This is a genomic window from Quadrisphaera sp. KR29 (assembly GCF_052644995.1).
The window spans coordinates 1-16463 of sequence record NZ_JBQXXG010000030.1 but is presented as its reverse complement, the minus strand read 5'-3'; the positions used below and the strand labels follow the sequence as shown (position 1 = coordinate 16463).

Sequence of the window (16463 nt, the reverse complement as noted above, 5' to 3'; positions counted from 1 at the left end):
CGATCCGGGGGTACCTCCCGCGTGCGGGGGACCATGATCACGGGGAGGGGTGGGCGAGGGGCAGGCGCTGCAGCACCTCGTAGCGGCCGTCGGAGCGGTGGCTGCGCACCAGCCGCGCCTCGGCGGCCGTCCACGTCGGCCCTCGCAGGCCCGACAGCTGGTCGGCCAGCGGCCCCAGCGCCCCCGCCCCGCCGCGACCGGCCGCGCGGGCCAGCGTCACGTGCGGCCGGTAGGCGCGCTCCTCGAGCCGCACGCCGGCCGCCCGCGCCGCAGCGGCCACGGCTCCGGCCAGGGCCGCCAGCCGCTCGACGTCCCCGGCGACCCCCGCCCACAGCACGCTGGTGCCGAAGCAGCCCGCGCCGGCCAGCCGCAGGCGCACCGGCGCGGCCGCCGCTGCTGCGGAGCGCAGCGGCGGCACGAGCGCGGGGACGGCGTCGTCGTCGACCTCACCGAGGAAGGCGAGCGTGACGTGCCACCGGGACGGCGGTGACCACCGCACCCCGGCCACCTCGCCGAGCTCGGTGACGGCGTCGGCCACCGGCTGCAGCGCCTCCGGCGGAGGCTCCAGGGAGACGAAGAGGCGCACCGTCACCACCGAGGTGGCCGACTGCCCATGACCACGGTCAGGGGGTCAGCGGACGCCCAGCAGCGACTCGACCGGCGCGATGGCGAAGTACACGACGAAGAGCGCGGCCAGCAGCCACAGCAGCGGGTGCACCTGCCGGGCGCGCCCGGTCACCGCCATGAGCAGCGCGTAGGAGACCAGGCCCGCACCGATGCCGTTGCTGATCGAGTAGGTGAAGGGCATCACGACGATGGTGAGGAAGGCCGGGACGGCCAGGACCACGTCGCTGAAGTCCAGCGAGCGCACCTGCATCGCCATGAGGAATCCGACGACGACGAGCGCCGGGGACGCCGCCTCGAACGGCACGACCTCCACCAGCGGCGTGAAGAACACCGCCAGCAGGAACAGCGCCCCGGTGACCACGCTGGCCAGGCCGGTGCGGGCGCCCTCGCCGACCCCGGCAGCGGACTCGACGTAGGTGGTGTTGGACGAGGTCGACGCCAGGCCGCCGGCGGCGGCCGCGAGGGAGTCGACCAGCAGCACGCGCTGCACGCCGGGCAGCTGGCGGTCCTGGTCGAGCAGGCCCGCCTCCGCCCCGACGCCGGTGACCGTGCCCATGGTGTCGAAGAAGTCGGCGAGCATGAGGGTGAAGATCGCCAGGACGGCGGCGAGGACGCCGATCCGCGCGAAGCCGCCGAACAGGTCGACGGCGCCCAGGACCGACAGGTCGGGCGACCCGGCGAGCCGGTCGGGGATGGCCGGCACCACCAGCGACCAGCCCAGGGGGTTGGTGGTGCCGTCGGCGCCGGTGCGCGGCCCGGTGCCGGTCACGGCCTCCACGACGACGGCGAACAGCGTGGCCGCCGCGATGCCGATGAGGATGGCGCCCTTGACCCCGCGCGCCACGAGCACGAGCGTCAGCAGCAGCCCCAGCACGAAGGTGACGGTCGGCCAGCCGTTGAGGCTGCCCCCCACGCCCAGCTCCAGGGGCGTGCCGCCGCCCGCGGGGGTGCGCACGAAGCCGGAGTCGACGAAGCCGATGAGGGCGATGAACAGGCCGATGCCCACGCCGATGGCCGTCTTGAGCTGCGCGGGGACGGCGCGGAAGACCGCCGTGCGGAACCCGGTCAGCACCAGGACCGTGATGAGGATCCCCTCGATGACCACGAGGCCCATGGCCTGGGCCCAGGTCATCTGCGAGGCGATGGTGAAGCTCACGAAGGCGTTCAGGCCCAGGCCCGCGGCGATGGCGAAGGGGTACTTGCCGACCACGCCCATGAGGATCGTGAGCACGCCCGCGACCAGCGCCGTGGCGGCTGCGACGGCGGGAACGCCCAGCACCCGGCCGTCGGCGTCCGCGGCCGTGCCGATGATCAGCGGGTTGAGGACGACGATGTACGCCATCGTGAAGAAGGTGGCGAAGCCACCGCGGACCTCACGGGCCACCGTCGACCCGCGGGCCGTGATCGAGAAGTACCTGTCGAGGCCGCTGAGGCCGCTCGGGTCGGGCGCTCGCCCGTCGCGCGTGCTCGTGGGCGTGGGTGCTGCGTCTGCCACGGGGGCGGATTCTGCCCTGCCCCGGCCCGCTGCGGTGGACGGCGCGCGAACTCCGCGCGGGCCCGGCCGCGTCCGGGGCGGGAGCCGGCCCAGCGCGACCACGGGGTGTCACCGCCTCGTCGCGGGGTAGGGGGGCCGTACCGGGTCGAGCGCCACGGCCCGCCCCTCACCCGAGGAGCACCCGTGTCCCAGCCCCCGCAGCAGCAGTCAGTCCCCGGCAGCACCGCCGCGATGGACCCCGCCCCCGACCACGGCGAGCAGAGCTACCGCGGCTCCGGGCGCCTGGCCGGCAGGAAGGCGGTCATCACCGGCGCCGACAGCGGCATCGGCCGCGCCGTCGCCATCGCCTACGCCCGCGAGGGCGCCGACGTGCTGGTCAGCTACCTCGACGAGCACGAGGACGCCGAGCAGACCCGGCACTGGGTGGAGCAGGCCGGGCAGCGGTGCGTGCTCGTGCCCGGCGACCTCTCCGACCCCGCGCACTGCCGCGCCGTCATCGCGAAGGCCGCGCAGGAGTTCGGCCGCATCGACGTGCTGGTGAGCAACGCGGCCTTCCAGATGACGCGGGAGTCTCTGGAGGAGACCCCCGACGAGGAGTGGGACCGCACCATCGCGACCAACCTGTCGGCGTTCTTCCACCTGACCAAGGCGGCGCTGCCGCACATGGGCCCGGGTTCGTCGATCATCGGCTCGTCCAGCGTGAACTCCGACAACCCCTCCCCCCAGCTGCTGCCGTACGCGGCGACGAAGTCGGCGATCGCCAACATGACCGCCTCGATGGCGCAGCTGCTCGGCGAGCGCGGCATCCGGGCCAACTCCGTGGCGCCTGGGCCGATCTGGACCCCGCTCATCCCCTCGACCATGCCTGAGGAGAAGGTCGAGCACTTCGGGGAGGAGACCCCGCTCGGCCGCGTCGGGCAGCCCGCTGAGCTCGCACCGGTGTACGTGCTGCTGGCCTCGGACGAGGGCAGCTACGTCAGCGGCGCCCGCATCGCCGTGACCGGCGGCCGCCCGATCCTGTAGCGGCCTGGACCCGCGCGGCGGGGCGCCGCGGGTCCTGGCACGGGGTCCTGGCACGAGGCGCTGGCGGCAGCGCCGAGCGTCAGGACCTGTCGGGCTGCGGCGCCCCGTCCGGTGCGCTCATCACGGCGAACCGGGCGCCGTGCGGGTCTGCCACCACGGCCATCCGCCCGAAGGGCGTGTCGTCGGGCGGGCCGGGCACCGCGCCGCCGTGAGCGCTGGCCGCGGCGACGGCGGCGTCGGTGTCGGGGACCAGGAAGTAGACGAGCCAGCCCGGCTCGGGCGCGCCGAACAGCGGTCCGACCCCGCCGCACGGGACCTGCTCGTCAGCCAGCCGCAGCGTGGTGTACCCGCCGGGCGCGCCGTCGAAGGAGTCGGCCTCCAGGCCGAACACCTCGCGGAGGAACGCGCGCGAGGCGTCCGGGTCGGCGCTGCGCAGGTCTTCCCAGACCAGGGCGCCGGGCTCGTTGACCACGCCCGCGCCGATGAGCGCTCCCGCCTCCCAGGCGCCCGTCACCGCGCCGGAGGGGTCCGCCACGAAGAGCACCCGGCCCTGGGGCCCGATCGCCTCGGGGCCGGCGACCACCCGGCCGCCCGCCGCGAGGGCCGCGCGGGCGGTGGCGTCGGCGTCAGCGGTGGCCAGGTAGACGCTCCAGCCCCCCGGCTGCGCGTCGCTGACCGGCCCGACGCCGGCGGCCACCTGGCCGTCGACCAGGACGTGGGCGTAGGAGTCCGGCGCGTCACCGCGCAGCCGGAACTCCCAGCCGAGGACGGCGGCGCAGAAGTCGCGCGCCGCGGCCGGGTCGGGCGAGGCGAGGTCGGTCCAGCACGGCAGGCCAGCGGGCCACGGACGGGTGCGGCGGCTCATGCGCCGATCACAGCACCGACCACCGACAGCCGTCGAGGACTCTCCCGGCCCGGTCCGGCGCCGGTCAGGGCAGGCGGGCCGAGACCGCTTCTCCGTGCGCGGGCAGGTCCTCGGCGTCCGCGAGCGCCAGCACGTGCGGCGCGACGTCGGCCAGCGCCTGCCGGGAGTACTCCACCACGTGGATGCCGCGCAGGAAGGTGGCCACGCTGAGCCCCGCGGTGTGCGCGCACGTGCCGCCGGTGGGCAGCACGTGGTTGGAGCCGGCGCAGTAGTCGCCCAGCGACACCGGGGCGTAGGGGCCCACGAAGACCGCGCCGGCGTTGCGCACGCGCGCGGCGACCGCGGCCGCGTCGCGGGTCTGCACCTCCAGGTGCTCCGCGCCGTAGGCGTCCACGACGGCGAGGCCCGCCTCGACGTCGTCGACCAGCACCACCAGGGACTGCGGCCCGGCCAGGGCCGCGGCGACCCGGGAGCCGTGCCGCGTCGCCGGGACGCGCCGGGCCAGGGCCTCGTCGACGGCGTCGGCCAGCGCCGCGCTGTCGGTGACGAGCACGGCGGCGGAGGCCTCGCCGTGCTCGGCCTGGCTGATGAGGTCGGCGGCGACGTGCTCGGCCTCGGCGCTGTCGTCGGCGAGGACGGCGACCTCGGAGGGGCCCGCCTCGGCGTCGGTGCCGATGACCCCGCGCAGCAGGCGCTTGGCGGCGGTGACGTAGATGTTGCCGGGGCCGGTGACGAGGTCGACCGGCGGGCAGCTCTGGGAGCCGTCGGCCTCGCGGGCGCCCAGGGCGAGCATCGCGACGGCCTGGGCGCCGCCGACGGCGTAGACCTCGTCGACGCCGAGCAGCGCGCAGGCGGCCAGGATCGTGGGGTCGGGCAGCGCGGCGTCGGGGCCGTCGCCGCGCCGCGGCGGGGTGGCGACGGCGAGGCTCTCCACGCCGGCCTCCTGCGCCGGGACGACGTTCATCACCACGCTGCTGGGCAGCGGCGCGACGCCGGCGGGCACGTACAGGCCCACCCGCTGCACGGGCACGAAGCGCTCGGTGACGGTGCCGCCGTCGACCACGCGGGTGGTCACGTCGGTGCGGCGCTGGTCGGCGTGGACGAGCCGGCTGCGCCGGATGGACTCCTCGAGGGCCGCGCGGACGGCGGGACGCTCGGCGGTGAGGGCGGCCAGGGCGTCGGCCAGCGCGTGCGCGGGGACGCGCAGGTCCGTGACGCGCACGCCGTCGAAGCGCTCGCCGAGGTCGCGCACGGCGTCGGCGCCGCCCTCGCGCACCTGCTCGACGACGGGGCGGACGACCGCGAGCGCGGCCTCGACGTCGACCTCGGCGCGCGGCATGCGGGCGCGCAGCTCGCGCGCGTCGACGCGGCTGCCGCGCAGGTCGAGGCGTCGCATCGTGACGGGGCCCGTGCCGGTGGCGCTGGCGGAGGTCGTGCTGCTCACGAGCCCCAAGCCTACGGGCGCCCCCCACCCACCCCCGTGACCACGGGCGTCGTGCCAGGCGCTCCGTCAGGCCCTCGACGCCGGATCCGGCCTTGATGACCTGGCGGTGCACCGGGGTGTCCCGGACGCCAGGTGGTCACGCCGAGGTGGGTGGGACGAGGGCGGTCCGGGCGGCGGTGAGCAGGGCGGCGGCGACGGCGTCGAGCGCGGGGCTGCGCAGCTTCCACTGCTGCCAGTGCAGCGCGACGTCGAGCGGCTCGGGGTCGAGCAGCTCCAAGCGCCCGGCGGCCAGGTCGGCGGCGGCGTGCGCCTGCGGCAGCAGCGCCCAGCCCCAGCCGAGCCGGACCGCGTCGGCGAAGTCGGCGGAGGCCGGCACGTGGTGGCGCGGCGGGTCGAGCCGCACCTGCGCCGCCGCGGTGGCCCCGGGGGCTCCGCCGGTCCCAGCGGCACGGGCGGTGCGGGCGGCCAGCCAGTCGTCCTGGAGGTGGTCGTCGCGGTCGAAGACGACGACGGGGGTGGTCGCGGGGTCGCTGCGCCAGCGGGCCGCGACCTCGGGCGCGGCCACCGCCAGGTAGCGCAGCGCGCCCAGCGGGCGCACCGAGCAGCCGGGCACGGCCACGGCGTCGGAGGTGATGGCGGCGACGACGGTGCCGTCGCGCAGCAGCCGGGCCGTGTGCGCCTGGTCCTCCCGGCGCAGGTCCAGGCACACCTCCGCCTCGGGTCCGGCCAGGTGGGCCAGCGCGGGCAGCACCCACGTGGCCAGGGAGTCGGCGTTGACGGCGACCGGCAGCACGGGTGGGCGCGCAGCCCGCCCGCCCGCTGCCGCGCCGCCGCCGGCGCCCTGCGCGCCGTCGGCCCCCAGGGCGGCGGCGGTGTCGGCCAGGAGCAGCGCCACCTGGCGGGCCAGGCGCACCAGCTCCTCCCCCGAGGCGGTGGGCCGCACGGGACGCGAGCGGACCAGGAGCACCCGCCCGGTGGCCTGCTCCAGCGCCCGCAGCCGCTGGCTCACCCCCGACGTGGTGATGTGCAGCTGGCGCGCCGCCGCCTCGAGCGTGCCCGCATCGACGACGGCGACCAGCGCCCGCAGCTGCCCGAGGTCGAGGTCCACGCCCACCCGCCGATGTTAAGCAGCGCTTCACCACCTGCAGGACGTGTCGGTCGACTTCACCCCTGGGCGGCGCCTAGCGTCCCCGACGTGCTCGACGCCCACCTGCTCGCCGCCGCCTCAGGCCTGGGGCTCGGTCTCTCGCTCATCGTCGCGATCGGCGCCCAGAACGCCTTCGTGCTGCGCCAGGGGCTGCGCGGCGAGCACGTCCTGGCCGTCGTCGCGGTGTGCGCGCTCTCCGACCTCGTGCTCATCGGCGCCGGGGTCGCCGGGGCGGGGGCGGCGCTGCAGGCGTGGCCGCCCGCGCTCGTCGTCGTCAGGGTGGCCGGGGCGCTGTTCCTGGCCGGCTACGCCCTGCTCGCCGCCCGCCGCGCCCTGCGGCCCGCCGAGGGCGAGGCCGCCCTGCGCACCGACACCACCGGCGGGCGCACCGCCCTGGCCGCCGCCCTGGCCACCTGCCTGGCGCTGACGTGGCTGAACCCGCACGTCTACCTCGACACGGTGGTGCTGCTCGGCTCCATCGCCAGCACGCACGGCGACCAGCGGTGGTGGTTCGCCGCCGGGGCGGGCGCGGGCAGCCTGGTGTGGTTCACCGCGCTGGGCTTCGGGGCCCGCCTGCTGCGCCCCCTGTTCGCCCGCCCGGTCGCGTGGCGGGTGCTGGACGCGGTGATCGCCGTGGTCATGGCCGCCCTCGCCGTCTCGCTGCTGCTCGGCCTGTGACCACCGGCCGGCCCACCGCGCCGACCGGCCACCAGCCGACCAGCATGCAGGGGTGGCAGCTCCTCCCCGCACCGACGCCCGCACCGACTCCTACGACCTCGACGACCTGCGCCGGCGGGTCCTGCCCCAGGACGGCGGGACCGTCGACGACACCGTCCCGCAGCTGGCCAGGGCCGACCCCGGCCTGTGCGGGATGGCGCTCGCGCTGGCGGACGGCACCGTGCTCGCCAGCGAGCAGGCGGACGCACCGGTCAGCGTCCAGTCGGCGGTCAAGCCCTTCCTGTTCGCCCTCGCGCTGCTGGACACCGGCGGCGCGGCGCTGGACCGGGTGGGCATCGAGCCGACCGGGGAGGCCTACGACGCCATCAAGCTCGAGGGAGGCACCGGCAGACCGCCCAACCCCATGGTCAACGCCGGGGCCCTGCTGACGGCCTCCCTGGTGCGCGGTGACGACGTCGAGGCGCGCAGCGCCCGCGTCCTGGAGGGGCTCTCGGCGTTCGCGGGCTCCGAGCTCGCCGTCGACGACGACGTCGCCCGCAGCGAGCACCTCCTGGGGGACCGCAACCACGCGCTGGCCCACCTCATGCGCGCCGAGGGCGCCCTGGAGGTCGGCGCCGACGACGCCGTCGCCGTCTACGCGCGCGCCTGCGCCGTGCTCGTCGACGCCCGGCGGCTGGCCGTCATGGGCGCCACGCTGGCCCTGGGCGGGCGCAACCCCGTCACCGGGGACCAGGTGGTGCCGCGCGAGGTGGCCCGCGACGTCGTCTCGGTGATGGCCACGTGCGGGGTCTACGACGGTTCGGGCCGGTGGATGCGCAGCGTCGGCGTGCCCGCCAAGTCGAGCGTGTCGGGCGCCGTCGTGCTTTCGGCCACGGGCGTGCTGGGCGCGGCGGTCATCAGCCCCCCGCTGGACGAGCAGGGCACCAGCGTGCGCGGGCACGTGGCCAGCGAGCTGCTCAGCCGGGAGCTGGACCTGCACGCCTTCGGCTCCCGGCGCGGGTGACCCGCTGCCGCTGCCGACCGCCTCAGCGCAGGCCCCGCTCGGCGTGCAACGACCGGTACACGCCCGTGCGCAGCTCCACCTCGTACTCCGCCGTGAGGGGCATCGCCAGCTCCCGCGCCGCGGCGACCTCGGCGTCGACGTCGTAGGGCACCCGCACGAACTGGTAGGCGAAGGGCGCGGGCTCGGCCGCGTCGAGCTCCCCCTCCAGCAGCAGGTAGCTCAGCTGCGGGTCCTCGTCGAGGGGGTTGCCCGCCGAGCCGCAGTTGATGAGCGTGCGGCCGTCGACCACCTCGGCGTAGGCGTGGTGGAGGTCGCCGTAGACGACGACGTCGGGCGCCGGGCTCGGCCCGTCGCGCTCGGTCAGCGGCGTGGACTCGAAGAAGGAGTCGAACTCCTCCTGGCTGTGGTGGCGCCAGACGCGGGTGAACACGCTGTCGGTGGAGGCGTGCACGAAGCGCACGCGCCGCCCCGAGAGCAGCAGGTGGTGGGACAGCGGCAGCGACCGCATCCACGCGCGGTCGTCGTCGGTCAGCTCCGCGCGCCACCACTGCATGCCGGGGTGCACCATCCGGCGGGCGGGGTCGGACAGGACGACCTCCCAGTTGCCCATGACGGTGGTCGCGCAGCGCTGGCGCGTCAGGGCCACGCACTCCGAGCCGCGCGGTCCCTTGCCGGCCACGTCCCCGAGGTTGAGGACGAGGTCGGCGCCGCGGCGGTCGGCGTCCTCCAGCACGGCGCGGTAGGCGGTGAGGTTGCCGTGGACGTCGGAGACGACGGCGATGCGCACCACGCCCCCACCTTCTCGCACGGGGCGCCGCGCCGCCGCGCCGGCGGTTCCCGCCCTCCTGCCCCCGCTGCCCCCACCGACCGGTGGAGGACGGCGCCCACCGGTCGCTGCTCCCGACCGGCAGGCCCGCGCGAGGACCGTCGGGGTCGTGCACGCGACGTTCGTCACCGTCCACGCGGCAGCCGCGACGACCTCGCTGGTCGCCGCCGTCGTCCTCCTGCTGCCCCGCCGGCTCCCGGACCGCACCGCGCGGTCCGTGGCGGGGGTGCTCGTCGGGTCGACGGCGGTGATGGCCCTCTCGCTGGCCGGCGCTGTCGTCGTGGCGTGGGACGACCGGCCGGCCGCCGCCCGCGCCGTCTTCACCGCCCTGGCGGTGCTGGCAGCGGCCGCCGCCGTCCTGGCGGTCCGGGCCGCGGGGGCGGCGCCCCCGCGCACCCCGGAGCAGGTCGCGCGGCTGTACGGGGCCGGCGGCTTCGTGCTCATCACGCAGGTCACGGGCTTCTCGGCCGTCGCTGTCCTCGACGTGCTGCCCACCGCCGGCGTGGTGGCGGTCGCCGTGGCCACCGTGCTGGCGGCGCGCACGGCCGTGGGGCGCCTGCGCGCCGCGGCGGGGGCCACCGCCGCGGCGGGCGGCGCGGGGTGACCGCGCGCTCGTGGTGGTCAGCCACGACGACGCCGTGCTCGACAGGCTCGCCCCCACCCGCCGGCCGCACCTGGACCGCGCAGGGCGCCTCGCCGACGGCGTCCGGGGGTCAGCCCCGGTCAGCGCTGACCGGGGTGCTGGTCAGCGCTGACCGGGTCGCCGCTGCTCGTCAGTGCTCGTCGTAGTGGTCCGCGTGCGCGGCGTGCTGGTGGCCGTCGTGGACGTAGTCGACGTGGTCGCCGTGCTGGACGGCCTCGTGGCCGCAGCCCTCGCCGTGGGCGTGCTCGGCGGTGGTGTGCTCGGCCGGGGCGTCGTGCTCGTCGTAGTGGTCGTCGTGCGCGGCGTGGCGGTGGTCGTCGTGCAGGTAGTCGACGTGGTCGCCGTGCTGGACCGCCTCGTGCCCGCAGCCGTCGCCGTGGGCGTGGTCGGCGGTGGTGTGCTCGGCCTGCTCGTCGGCGTGGGTGGTGGTGCTCATCTCGCGTCCTCCTGGTCGTGTCGGGTGGTGCCGGTCTCGTCGGTGGTCTCGTCGGCGTGGTCGGCGGGCAGCGGTGACCGCTCCTCCTGGACGTGGAGGAGGGCGTCGGCGATCACGTCGGTGACGTGGTCGTCGGTGAGGCTGTACGTGACCTCCCGGCCGGTGCGCGCCGCGGAGGCCAGGCCGACCTGGCGCAGCGTGCGCAGGTGCTGGGAGACCAGGGGCTGGGCCATGCCGGTGAGGTCCACCAGCTCCCCCACGGTGCGCGGCTGCTGACCGATGAGGCGCAGCAGCTGCAGGCGCGAGGCGCTGCCCAGGATCTTGAAGAGCTCAGCGGCCTCGGCCAGCCCGGGCTCCTCGCTCACCCGCCCACTGAACCACACACATGCGCACATGGCAATGCTTCTACCTGTCGCGGGGCCGCTAGACCAACGTGATTATGAGGATGGTTCTCATTATGGTTGGGTCCTGCCATGAGCACCCCCACCGGGGCGTCCAGGCGGTCACGCCTGCTCGCCCTCACCCCCTTGACCGCGCTGCCCCTGGTGCTGGCCGGCTGCGGAGCCGGCGGCTCCACCGGCACCGGCGCCGCCGCTCCCCCCAGCGCCGCCGAGACCTCCTCCGCCGCGCCGGCCACCGAGCAGGCCGCCTCCACCCCCCGACTGGTCCTCACCCACGACGGCGGCGTCACGGTCCTGGACGCCACCACCCTGGAGGAGGTCGGCGAGGCCGAGCTGCCCGGCTACCTGCGCCTCAACCCCGCCGGTGACGGGCGCCACGTCATGGTGACCAGCACCGGCGGGTTCCGCGTGCTCGACGCCGGCACGTGGGCCGAGCCCCACGGCGACCACGACCACTACTGGACCTCCGACCCCGCCCTGACGGAGCTGACCTACGCGGCGGAGGAGCCCGGCCACGTCGTCGTCCACGGCGGTCGGACCGTCCTGTTCGACGACGGCACCGGAGCGGTCGTCGCCGTCGACTCCGCCGAGGTCGCCGACCCTGGCGCCGAGCGCCGGGAGCTCGCCACCCCGGCCGCCCACCACGGCGTGGCCGTCGAGCTCAGCGACGGCTCGCTCGTCGTCTCCGAGGGCACCGAGGAGGCCCGCACCGGCATCCGCGTGCTGGACGCCTCGGGCGACGAGGTCAGCCGCAACGACTCCTGCCCCGGCGTGCACGGCGAGGCCGTCGCCGCTGAGGAGGCCGTGGTGATCGGCTGCACCGACGGCGCCCTGGTCCACACCGGGGGCCTGGGCGGCACCACCACCAAGGTCCAGGCCCCCGACGCCTACGGCCGCATCGGCAACCAGGCCGGGCACGAGGGGTCCCCGTACGTGCTGGGCGACTACAAGTCCGACGGCGCCGCCGCCGAGGCCGGCACCCTGGAGCGCCCGACCCGCGTGTCGATCATCGACACCCGCGACGCCTCGCTGCGCCTGGTGGACCTGCCCGCCTCCTACACCTTCCGCTCCCTGGCCCGCGGGGAGGACGGCGAGGCGCTCGTGCTCGGCACGGACGGCGCGCTGCACGTCATCGACCCGGAGTCGGCCACCGTCGCGCGGTCCGTCCCCGTCATCGGCGCCTGGACCGAGCCCGAGGAGTGGCAGGAGGCCCGCCCCGCCGTCCGCGTGCACGAGGGCACCGCCTACGTCACCGACCCCGCCACCAGGTCGGTGCACGCCGTGGACGTCGCCACCGGCGAGGTCTTCGCCACCACGACCCTCGACGTCGTCCCCGACGAGATCGCCGTCGCCACCGGGGAGGCCCCCGAGGGCGGCAAGCACGACCACGCCCACGGCGAGCACGAGGGCGAGCACGACCACGCCCACGAGGACGCCTCCGCGTGACGCCGGCCGCGCACCGCAGGGCCACCGCCGCGCTCGTCGCGGTGGTGGCCCTGGGCCTGGCCGCCTGCGGGGCGGGTCGGCCCGGCTCCGGCGGGGAGGGGGACGACCGCCTCGACGTCGTCACCAGCGCCTACCCGCTGCAGTACGTGACCGAACGCGTCGCCGGCGAGGACGCCGCGGTGAGCAGCGCCCTGCCACCGGGCTCCGACGCCCACGAGGCGGAGCTGGCGCCCTCCCAGGCCCTCCGGCTGTCCGACGCCGACGTGGTGGTCACCCTCCCGGGCCTGCAGGCCGGGGTCGACGCGGCGCTGGCGGCCTCACCCCCCGGGCGCGTCGTCGACGTCACGGGCCCGGCGGACCTCGACGGCGACGACCTGCACTTCTGGCTCGACCCGCTGCGCCTGGCCGCCGTCGGCGACGCCGTGGCCGGCGAGCTGGCCCTGGCCGACCCCGGCGCGGCGGACGGCTACCGGGCGCGGGCGCGGGAGCTGCGCTCCGACCTGGAGGCCCTCGACGCCCGGTACGCCGCCGAGCTGGCCGCCTGCCGAGGAGCGGTGCTCGTCACCTCCCACGAGGCGTTCGGCTACCTGGCCGCCCGGTACGGGCTGGAGCAGGTGGGCGTGGCCGGCCTGGACCCCGAGGTCGAGCCCACCCCGGCGCGGCTGCGCGCGGTGGTCGCGCAGGTGCAGGACGCCGGCGTGCGGACCCTCTACTTCAAGACCGAGGCCACCGACGCCGTGACCCGGGCGGTGGCGGCCCGGCTGGGCACCGGCACCGGGGTGCTGGACCCGATGGAGAGCGAGCGGGAGCCCGGCACCGACCTCGTCGGGGTCGCGCAGGACAACCTCCTCTCGCTGCGCACCGGCCTGGCGTGCTGAGCGGGCGCGGCCACCGACCGGGCTGCACGCCGGGCCGGCGGCCGCGCCCGGCGGCGTCGGCAGACGGGTGCCGCACGGCGCGCCGCCCGCGCCGCGCCGTGTCACAGTGGGACTGCTGTGACCACTGATGCTTCCGCCGTCCCCGAGGCGCCCCCCGTGCACCGCGAGCACGCCCGGGTGGTCCTGCGGCACGCGCCCTCCGCCCCCGGGGCGGCCCGCAGGTTCGCGCGGAACCACCTGTGCGCGGTGCACGCGGCGGGCGCCCTGGACGCCGTGCTCGTCGTCGTCAGCGAGCTGGTCACCAACGCCGTCGAGCACGGCCGGCCCCCGGTGGTCCTCACCCTGATCTGCAACCTCGAGCAGGTCGTGGTCGGCGTCCACGACACCTCCACCAGCGAGCCGCCGCGCACGCAGGGCGAGGTGCCCTGGTACGCCGAGAGCGGCCGCGGCATGCAGCTGGTGGAGGGGCTGGCGGTGCACTGGGGCGTCAGCGGGGAGGGCCCGGGCGGCGGCACCGGCAAGGGCGTGTGGGCCACCATCACCCTCTGAGCGACCCGCCCACCTGAGGCGCCCCACGGGCGGTCCCCGGGGGGCGCGGGAGGCGCGGGAGGCGCGGGGCGTCAGCCCGGCGATCCCAGGCCGGCGAGCAGGTTGATGGTGGCGCCGAGGACCACGGCGCCCAGCAGGAACGACACCAGCGCGTGGCGCAGCGCAGCGCCGCGCATCGCGCGGGACGCGAGCGACGTGTCGGAGACCTGGTAGGTCATGCCGATCGAGAACGCCACGTACGCGAAGTCGAGGTAGGACGGCGGACCGCCCTCGAACTGGATGCCGCCGGGCTCGTCGCCGTCGTAGTAGAGGAACGCGTAGTGCAGGCAGGAGGTCGTGTGGACCACGAGCCACGACGCGGCCACCACCACCAGGCCCAGCCCGGCGAGCACGTCCTGCGCCGCGCCGTGGGCGCTGCTGGCCTGGACGAGCAGACCGCCGACGCCCACCAGGCTGCCCAGGCACGCGAGCAGCACCACCGTGCGGCTGGCGGGGCGCGAGGGGTCGTCGCGGGTGGCGTGCGCCGCGGTCGCCGCCTCGTCGAGCCGGGTGATGAGCCGCAGGTCGCGCGCGAGGACCACGGCCGCCACCACGACCCAGCCCGCCGCGAAGGCCGCGGCGCCCGCCCCCGCGAGGACGGCCAGCGCCGCGACCACCGCCCCGGTGACGAGCGCCGCGGCCAGCCGCCGCGAGGCCCGCCGCCGCTCAGGGGGCGCCGCCTGGGCGCCGGAGGGGTCCGCCACGGGCTTCGGGCTCACGCCGCGGAGGCTACGGCCTCCCGCTGGTCGCCCACCGGCGTGATCGCTGTCGCGGAGGCGTGGTCGGATGGAGCCGTCCGCCCTTCGACGTCGAAACGGATCACCTGCCGTGCCCCCAGCACCTGCCGCACCACCCCTGCGCGTGGCCGTCCTCGGCTCCTGGCACGTCCACGCCGACGACTACGCCAGGTCCGTCCTGGACCACCCCGGCACCGAGCTGGTGGCCGTCTGGGACGACGACGCCGAGCGCGGCCGCGCCGCCGCCGCCCGCCTGGGCGCGCCCTTCGAGCCGGACCTGGACGCGCTGCTCTCCGGCGGCAGCGCCGCCGGCCGCGTCGACGGCGTCACGGTCACGACCTCGACGGCGGCGCACCGCGAGGTGGTCGGGGCCGCGGTGCGGGCCGGGGTGCACGTCTTCACCGAGAAGCTGCTCGCACCCACCGTCGCCGAGTGCACCGAGCTGCTCGCCGAGGCCGAGCGGACCGGTGCCGTGGTGGTGGTCTCGCTGCCGCGCCTGTACGCGGGGTGCACGGCCGCGGTGCGGGAGGTGGTCGAGAGCGGCCGCCTCGGGCGCGTCACGTACGCCCGGGTGCGCCTGTCGCACGAGGGGGCTGTCACCGGCTGGCTGCCGGACCGCTTCTTCGACCCCGGGCCCTCGGTCGGCGGCGCGCTCACCGACCTCGGCTGCCACCCGGTGTACCTGGTGCAGCTGCTGCTGGGCGCCCGCCCCGACAGCGTCATCGCGGCCTACGGGTCCGTGACGGGGCGGGCCGTGGAGGACAACGCCGTCGTCGTCGCCAGCTACCCGGACGGGGTGATCGGTGTCGCCGAGGCGAGCTTCTCCTCCCCCACCCCGTTCACCATCGACGTCTTCGGCACCGAGGGCACGGTGAGCTGGGCGGACACCCCCGGCCGGCTCACCGCCACCGGGGCGGCCTTCCGCCCCGCCGACGGGGACGACGGCGGCGCGCCCGTCCAGCTGCCCGTACCGGAGGACTCCCCCGGGGCGTTCGCGCAGTGGGTCGGCCACATCGCCGCCGGTACCCGCGCCGAGGAGAACACCTCCCGGGCGGTGGAGCTCACGCGCCTGGTGGTGGCGGCCAACCGCGCCGCCGCCGAGCAGCGCGCCGTCGCGCTCGACTGACCACCCCCTGCTCGACGAGGAGACCCAGCCATGACCAGCAGCACCCTCCCGACCGCGCCGATCGCGGTCGGGCTCATCGGCGGCGGCGGCATCGCCACCGCCCACATCACCGGCTACGCGGCAGCCGCGGACCGCATCCGCGTGGCTGCCGTCGCCGACGCCTCCGAGGCGACCGCCCGCGCCCGCGGCGAGGAGCTGGGCGTCCCGCACTTCACGGACTACACGCAGATGATCGCCGAGGCGGAGATCGACGCGGTGGACATCTGCCTGCCGCACCACCTCCACGCCGACGCGATCGTCGCCGCGGCGCGGGCGGGCAAGCACGTCCTGTGCGAGAAGCCGCTCTGCCTCACCCCCGAGGAGGCCCGGCGCGTCCAGGCCGCGGTGGCCGAGGCCGGCGTGACGCTCATGTGCGCGCACAACCAGCTCTTCCTGCCGGCGGTGGCCACCGCCAAGGCCGTCATCGAGTCGGGCGTGCTCGGGCGGGTCTACGAGGTGCGCACCACCGACAGCTTCTTCAACGACTTCGACCCGTCGACGATGGGCTGGCGCGCGAAGGCGGCCACCAGCGGCGGCGGGGAGCTCATCGACACCGGCTACCACCCGACGTACCTCATGCTCCACCTCGCCGGCGGTGTGCCGGTGGAGGTGACGGCGATGCTCTCGACGCACCGCCTCGCGTTCATGGAGGGCGAGGACTCCGCCCAGGTGCTCGTGAGGTTCGACAACGGCGTGGTCGGCCAGCTGGTCACCAGCTGGGCCTACGAGGCGGCGCCCGGCACGGAGCGCTTCTCGGTGGTCGGCGAGCTGGGGTCGCTGAGCTCCGACGGGACGTCGCTGCGCTACGAGCTGCGCGACGGGGCGTCGACCACGCGGGAGTTCGAGCCGGTGGACACCTTCTCCGAGGAGATCGCGGCCTTCGCCGACTGCCTGCTCACCGGCACGCGGCCGCTGCACACCGAGGTGGAGGGCGTCGCCGTGCTCGGCACGATCCTCGCGGCGTACGAGGCGGCCCGCGAGCGCCGCGTGGCCGAGGTCCTCCGCGCCTGAGTCCCCCACCCCGTCCCCGTGGTCACTCGCCTCCGAAGCACTCCCCCCGC

Annotated in this window: 18 protein-coding genes; 9 read left to right on the top strand and 9 right to left on the bottom strand. The window is 76.4% G+C overall.

Annotation, left to right across the window (positions count from 1 at the left end; all coding sequences use genetic code 11):
* Positions 1-37: 37 nt before the first annotated feature.
* The gene (gene thpR, locus ACUN9U_RS17835; RefSeq protein ID WP_445486342.1) at positions 38-586 is read right to left on the bottom strand and encodes an RNA 2',3'-cyclic phosphodiesterase; all 549 of its coding nucleotides are present in this window, start codon (positions 584-586) and stop codon (positions 38-40) included.
* A gap of 45 nt (positions 587-631) precedes the next feature.
* Positions 632-2122, bottom strand: coding sequence for an NCS2 family permease (locus ACUN9U_RS17830; RefSeq protein ID WP_445486341.1), 1491 nt, complete (start codon positions 2120-2122; stop codon positions 632-634).
* A gap of 183 nt (positions 2123-2305) precedes the next feature.
* On the opposite strand from ACUN9U_RS17830, the gene ACUN9U_RS17825 reads away from it, so the two are divergent.
* Positions 2306-3145, top strand: coding sequence for an SDR family oxidoreductase (locus ACUN9U_RS17825; RefSeq protein ID WP_445486340.1), 840 nt, complete (start codon positions 2306-2308; stop codon positions 3143-3145).
* A 79-nt stretch (positions 3146-3224) separates the two neighbouring features.
* Here ACUN9U_RS17825 and ACUN9U_RS17820 read toward each other — a convergent pair whose 3' ends face one another.
* The 3 genes from ACUN9U_RS17820 to ACUN9U_RS17810 all read right to left on the bottom strand — a co-directional run bounded on the left by ACUN9U_RS17820 (position 3225) and on the right by ACUN9U_RS17810 (position 6568).
* Positions 3225-4010, bottom strand: coding sequence for a VOC family protein (locus ACUN9U_RS17820; RefSeq protein WP_445486339.1), 786 nt, complete (start codon positions 4008-4010; stop codon positions 3225-3227).
* Positions 4011-4074: 64 nt separating this feature from the next.
* Positions 4075-5406, bottom strand: a complete 1332-nt coding sequence (gene hisD, locus ACUN9U_RS17815) for a histidinol dehydrogenase (protein ID WP_445486353.1) — start codon at positions 5404-5406, stop codon at positions 4075-4077.
* 184 nt (positions 5407-5590) lie between these two features.
* Entirely contained in the window at positions 5591-6568 is a 978-nt protein-coding gene (locus tag ACUN9U_RS17810; protein WP_445486338.1) for an ArgP/LysG family DNA-binding transcriptional regulator, read from the bottom strand.
* An 81-nt stretch (positions 6569-6649) separates the two neighbouring features.
* Between ACUN9U_RS17810 and ACUN9U_RS17805 the strand changes: the two genes are divergently transcribed.
* Together ACUN9U_RS17805 and glsA are read left to right on the top strand one after the other, a co-directional pair.
* Complete coding sequence (locus ACUN9U_RS17805) at positions 6650-7279, top strand: LysE/ArgO family amino acid transporter (RefSeq protein WP_445486337.1); 630 nt, start codon at positions 6650-6652, stop codon at positions 7277-7279.
* 52 nt (positions 7280-7331) lie between these two features.
* Entirely contained in the window at positions 7332-8282 is a 951-nt protein-coding gene (gene glsA / locus ACUN9U_RS17800; protein ID WP_445486336.1) for a glutaminase A, read from the top strand.
* 22 nt (positions 8283-8304) lie between these two features.
* Here the strand turns inward: glsA and ACUN9U_RS17795 are convergent, their stop codons facing one another.
* Entirely contained in the window at positions 8305-9072 is a 768-nt protein-coding gene (locus tag ACUN9U_RS17795; protein WP_445486335.1) for a metallophosphoesterase family protein, read from the bottom strand.
* A 145-nt stretch (positions 9073-9217) separates the two neighbouring features.
* On the opposite strand from ACUN9U_RS17795, the gene ACUN9U_RS17790 reads away from it, so the two are divergent.
* Positions 9218-9712: a hypothetical protein gene (locus ACUN9U_RS17790; protein ID WP_445486334.1), complete on the top strand. Its 495-nt coding sequence runs from the start codon at positions 9218-9220 to the stop codon at positions 9710-9712.
* A gap of 169 nt (positions 9713-9881) precedes the next feature.
* Here ACUN9U_RS17790 and ACUN9U_RS17785 read toward each other — a convergent pair whose 3' ends face one another.
* Both ACUN9U_RS17785 and ACUN9U_RS17780 read right to left on the bottom strand, forming a co-directional pair.
* Complete coding sequence (locus tag ACUN9U_RS17785; protein WP_445486333.1) at positions 9882-10187, bottom strand: hypothetical protein; 306 nt, start codon at positions 10185-10187, stop codon at positions 9882-9884.
* Complete coding sequence (locus tag ACUN9U_RS17780) at positions 10184-10552, bottom strand: ArsR/SmtB family transcription factor (RefSeq protein WP_445486332.1); 369 nt, start codon at positions 10550-10552, stop codon at positions 10184-10186. The genes ACUN9U_RS17785 and ACUN9U_RS17780 overlap by 4 nt, the downstream gene beginning before the upstream one ends.
* A gap of 108 nt (positions 10553-10660) precedes the next feature.
* Here ACUN9U_RS17780 and aztD point away from each other — a divergent pair, with 108 nt between their 5' ends.
* The 3 genes from aztD to ACUN9U_RS17765 all read left to right on the top strand — a co-directional run bounded on the left by aztD (position 10661) and on the right by ACUN9U_RS17765 (position 13461).
* On the top strand, positions 10661-12034 hold the full coding sequence (aztD, locus tag ACUN9U_RS17775) for a zinc metallochaperone AztD (RefSeq protein ID WP_445486331.1): 1374 nt from the start codon (positions 10661-10663) through the stop codon (positions 12032-12034).
* Positions 12031-12912 (top strand): metal ABC transporter substrate-binding protein, encoded by an 882-nt coding sequence (locus tag ACUN9U_RS17770; RefSeq protein ID WP_445486330.1) that lies wholly within the window; start codon positions 12031-12033, stop codon positions 12910-12912. The genes aztD and ACUN9U_RS17770 overlap by 4 nt, the downstream gene beginning before the upstream one ends.
* 117 nt (positions 12913-13029) lie before the next feature.
* Positions 13030-13461, top strand: coding sequence for an ATP-binding protein (locus ACUN9U_RS17765; protein WP_445486329.1), 432 nt, complete (start codon positions 13030-13032; stop codon positions 13459-13461).
* A gap of 71 nt (positions 13462-13532) precedes the next feature.
* On the opposite strand, the gene ACUN9U_RS17760 is transcribed toward ACUN9U_RS17765, so the two are convergent.
* Positions 13533-14219 (bottom strand): DUF1345 domain-containing protein, encoded by a 687-nt coding sequence (locus tag ACUN9U_RS17760; RefSeq protein WP_445486328.1) that lies wholly within the window; start codon positions 14217-14219, stop codon positions 13533-13535.
* A 109-nt stretch (positions 14220-14328) separates the two neighbouring features.
* On the opposite strand from ACUN9U_RS17760, the gene ACUN9U_RS17755 reads away from it, so the two are divergent.
* A complete protein-coding gene (locus ACUN9U_RS17755) occupies positions 14329-15363 on the top strand; it encodes a Gfo/Idh/MocA family protein (protein ID WP_445486327.1) in 1035 nt (344 codons plus the stop codon).
* 30 nt (positions 15364-15393) lie between these two features.
* Positions 15394-16413 (top strand): Gfo/Idh/MocA family protein, encoded by a 1020-nt coding sequence (locus ACUN9U_RS17750; protein WP_445486326.1) that lies wholly within the window; start codon positions 15394-15396, stop codon positions 16411-16413.
* The last annotated feature ends 50 nt before the right edge of the window (positions 16414-16463 follow it).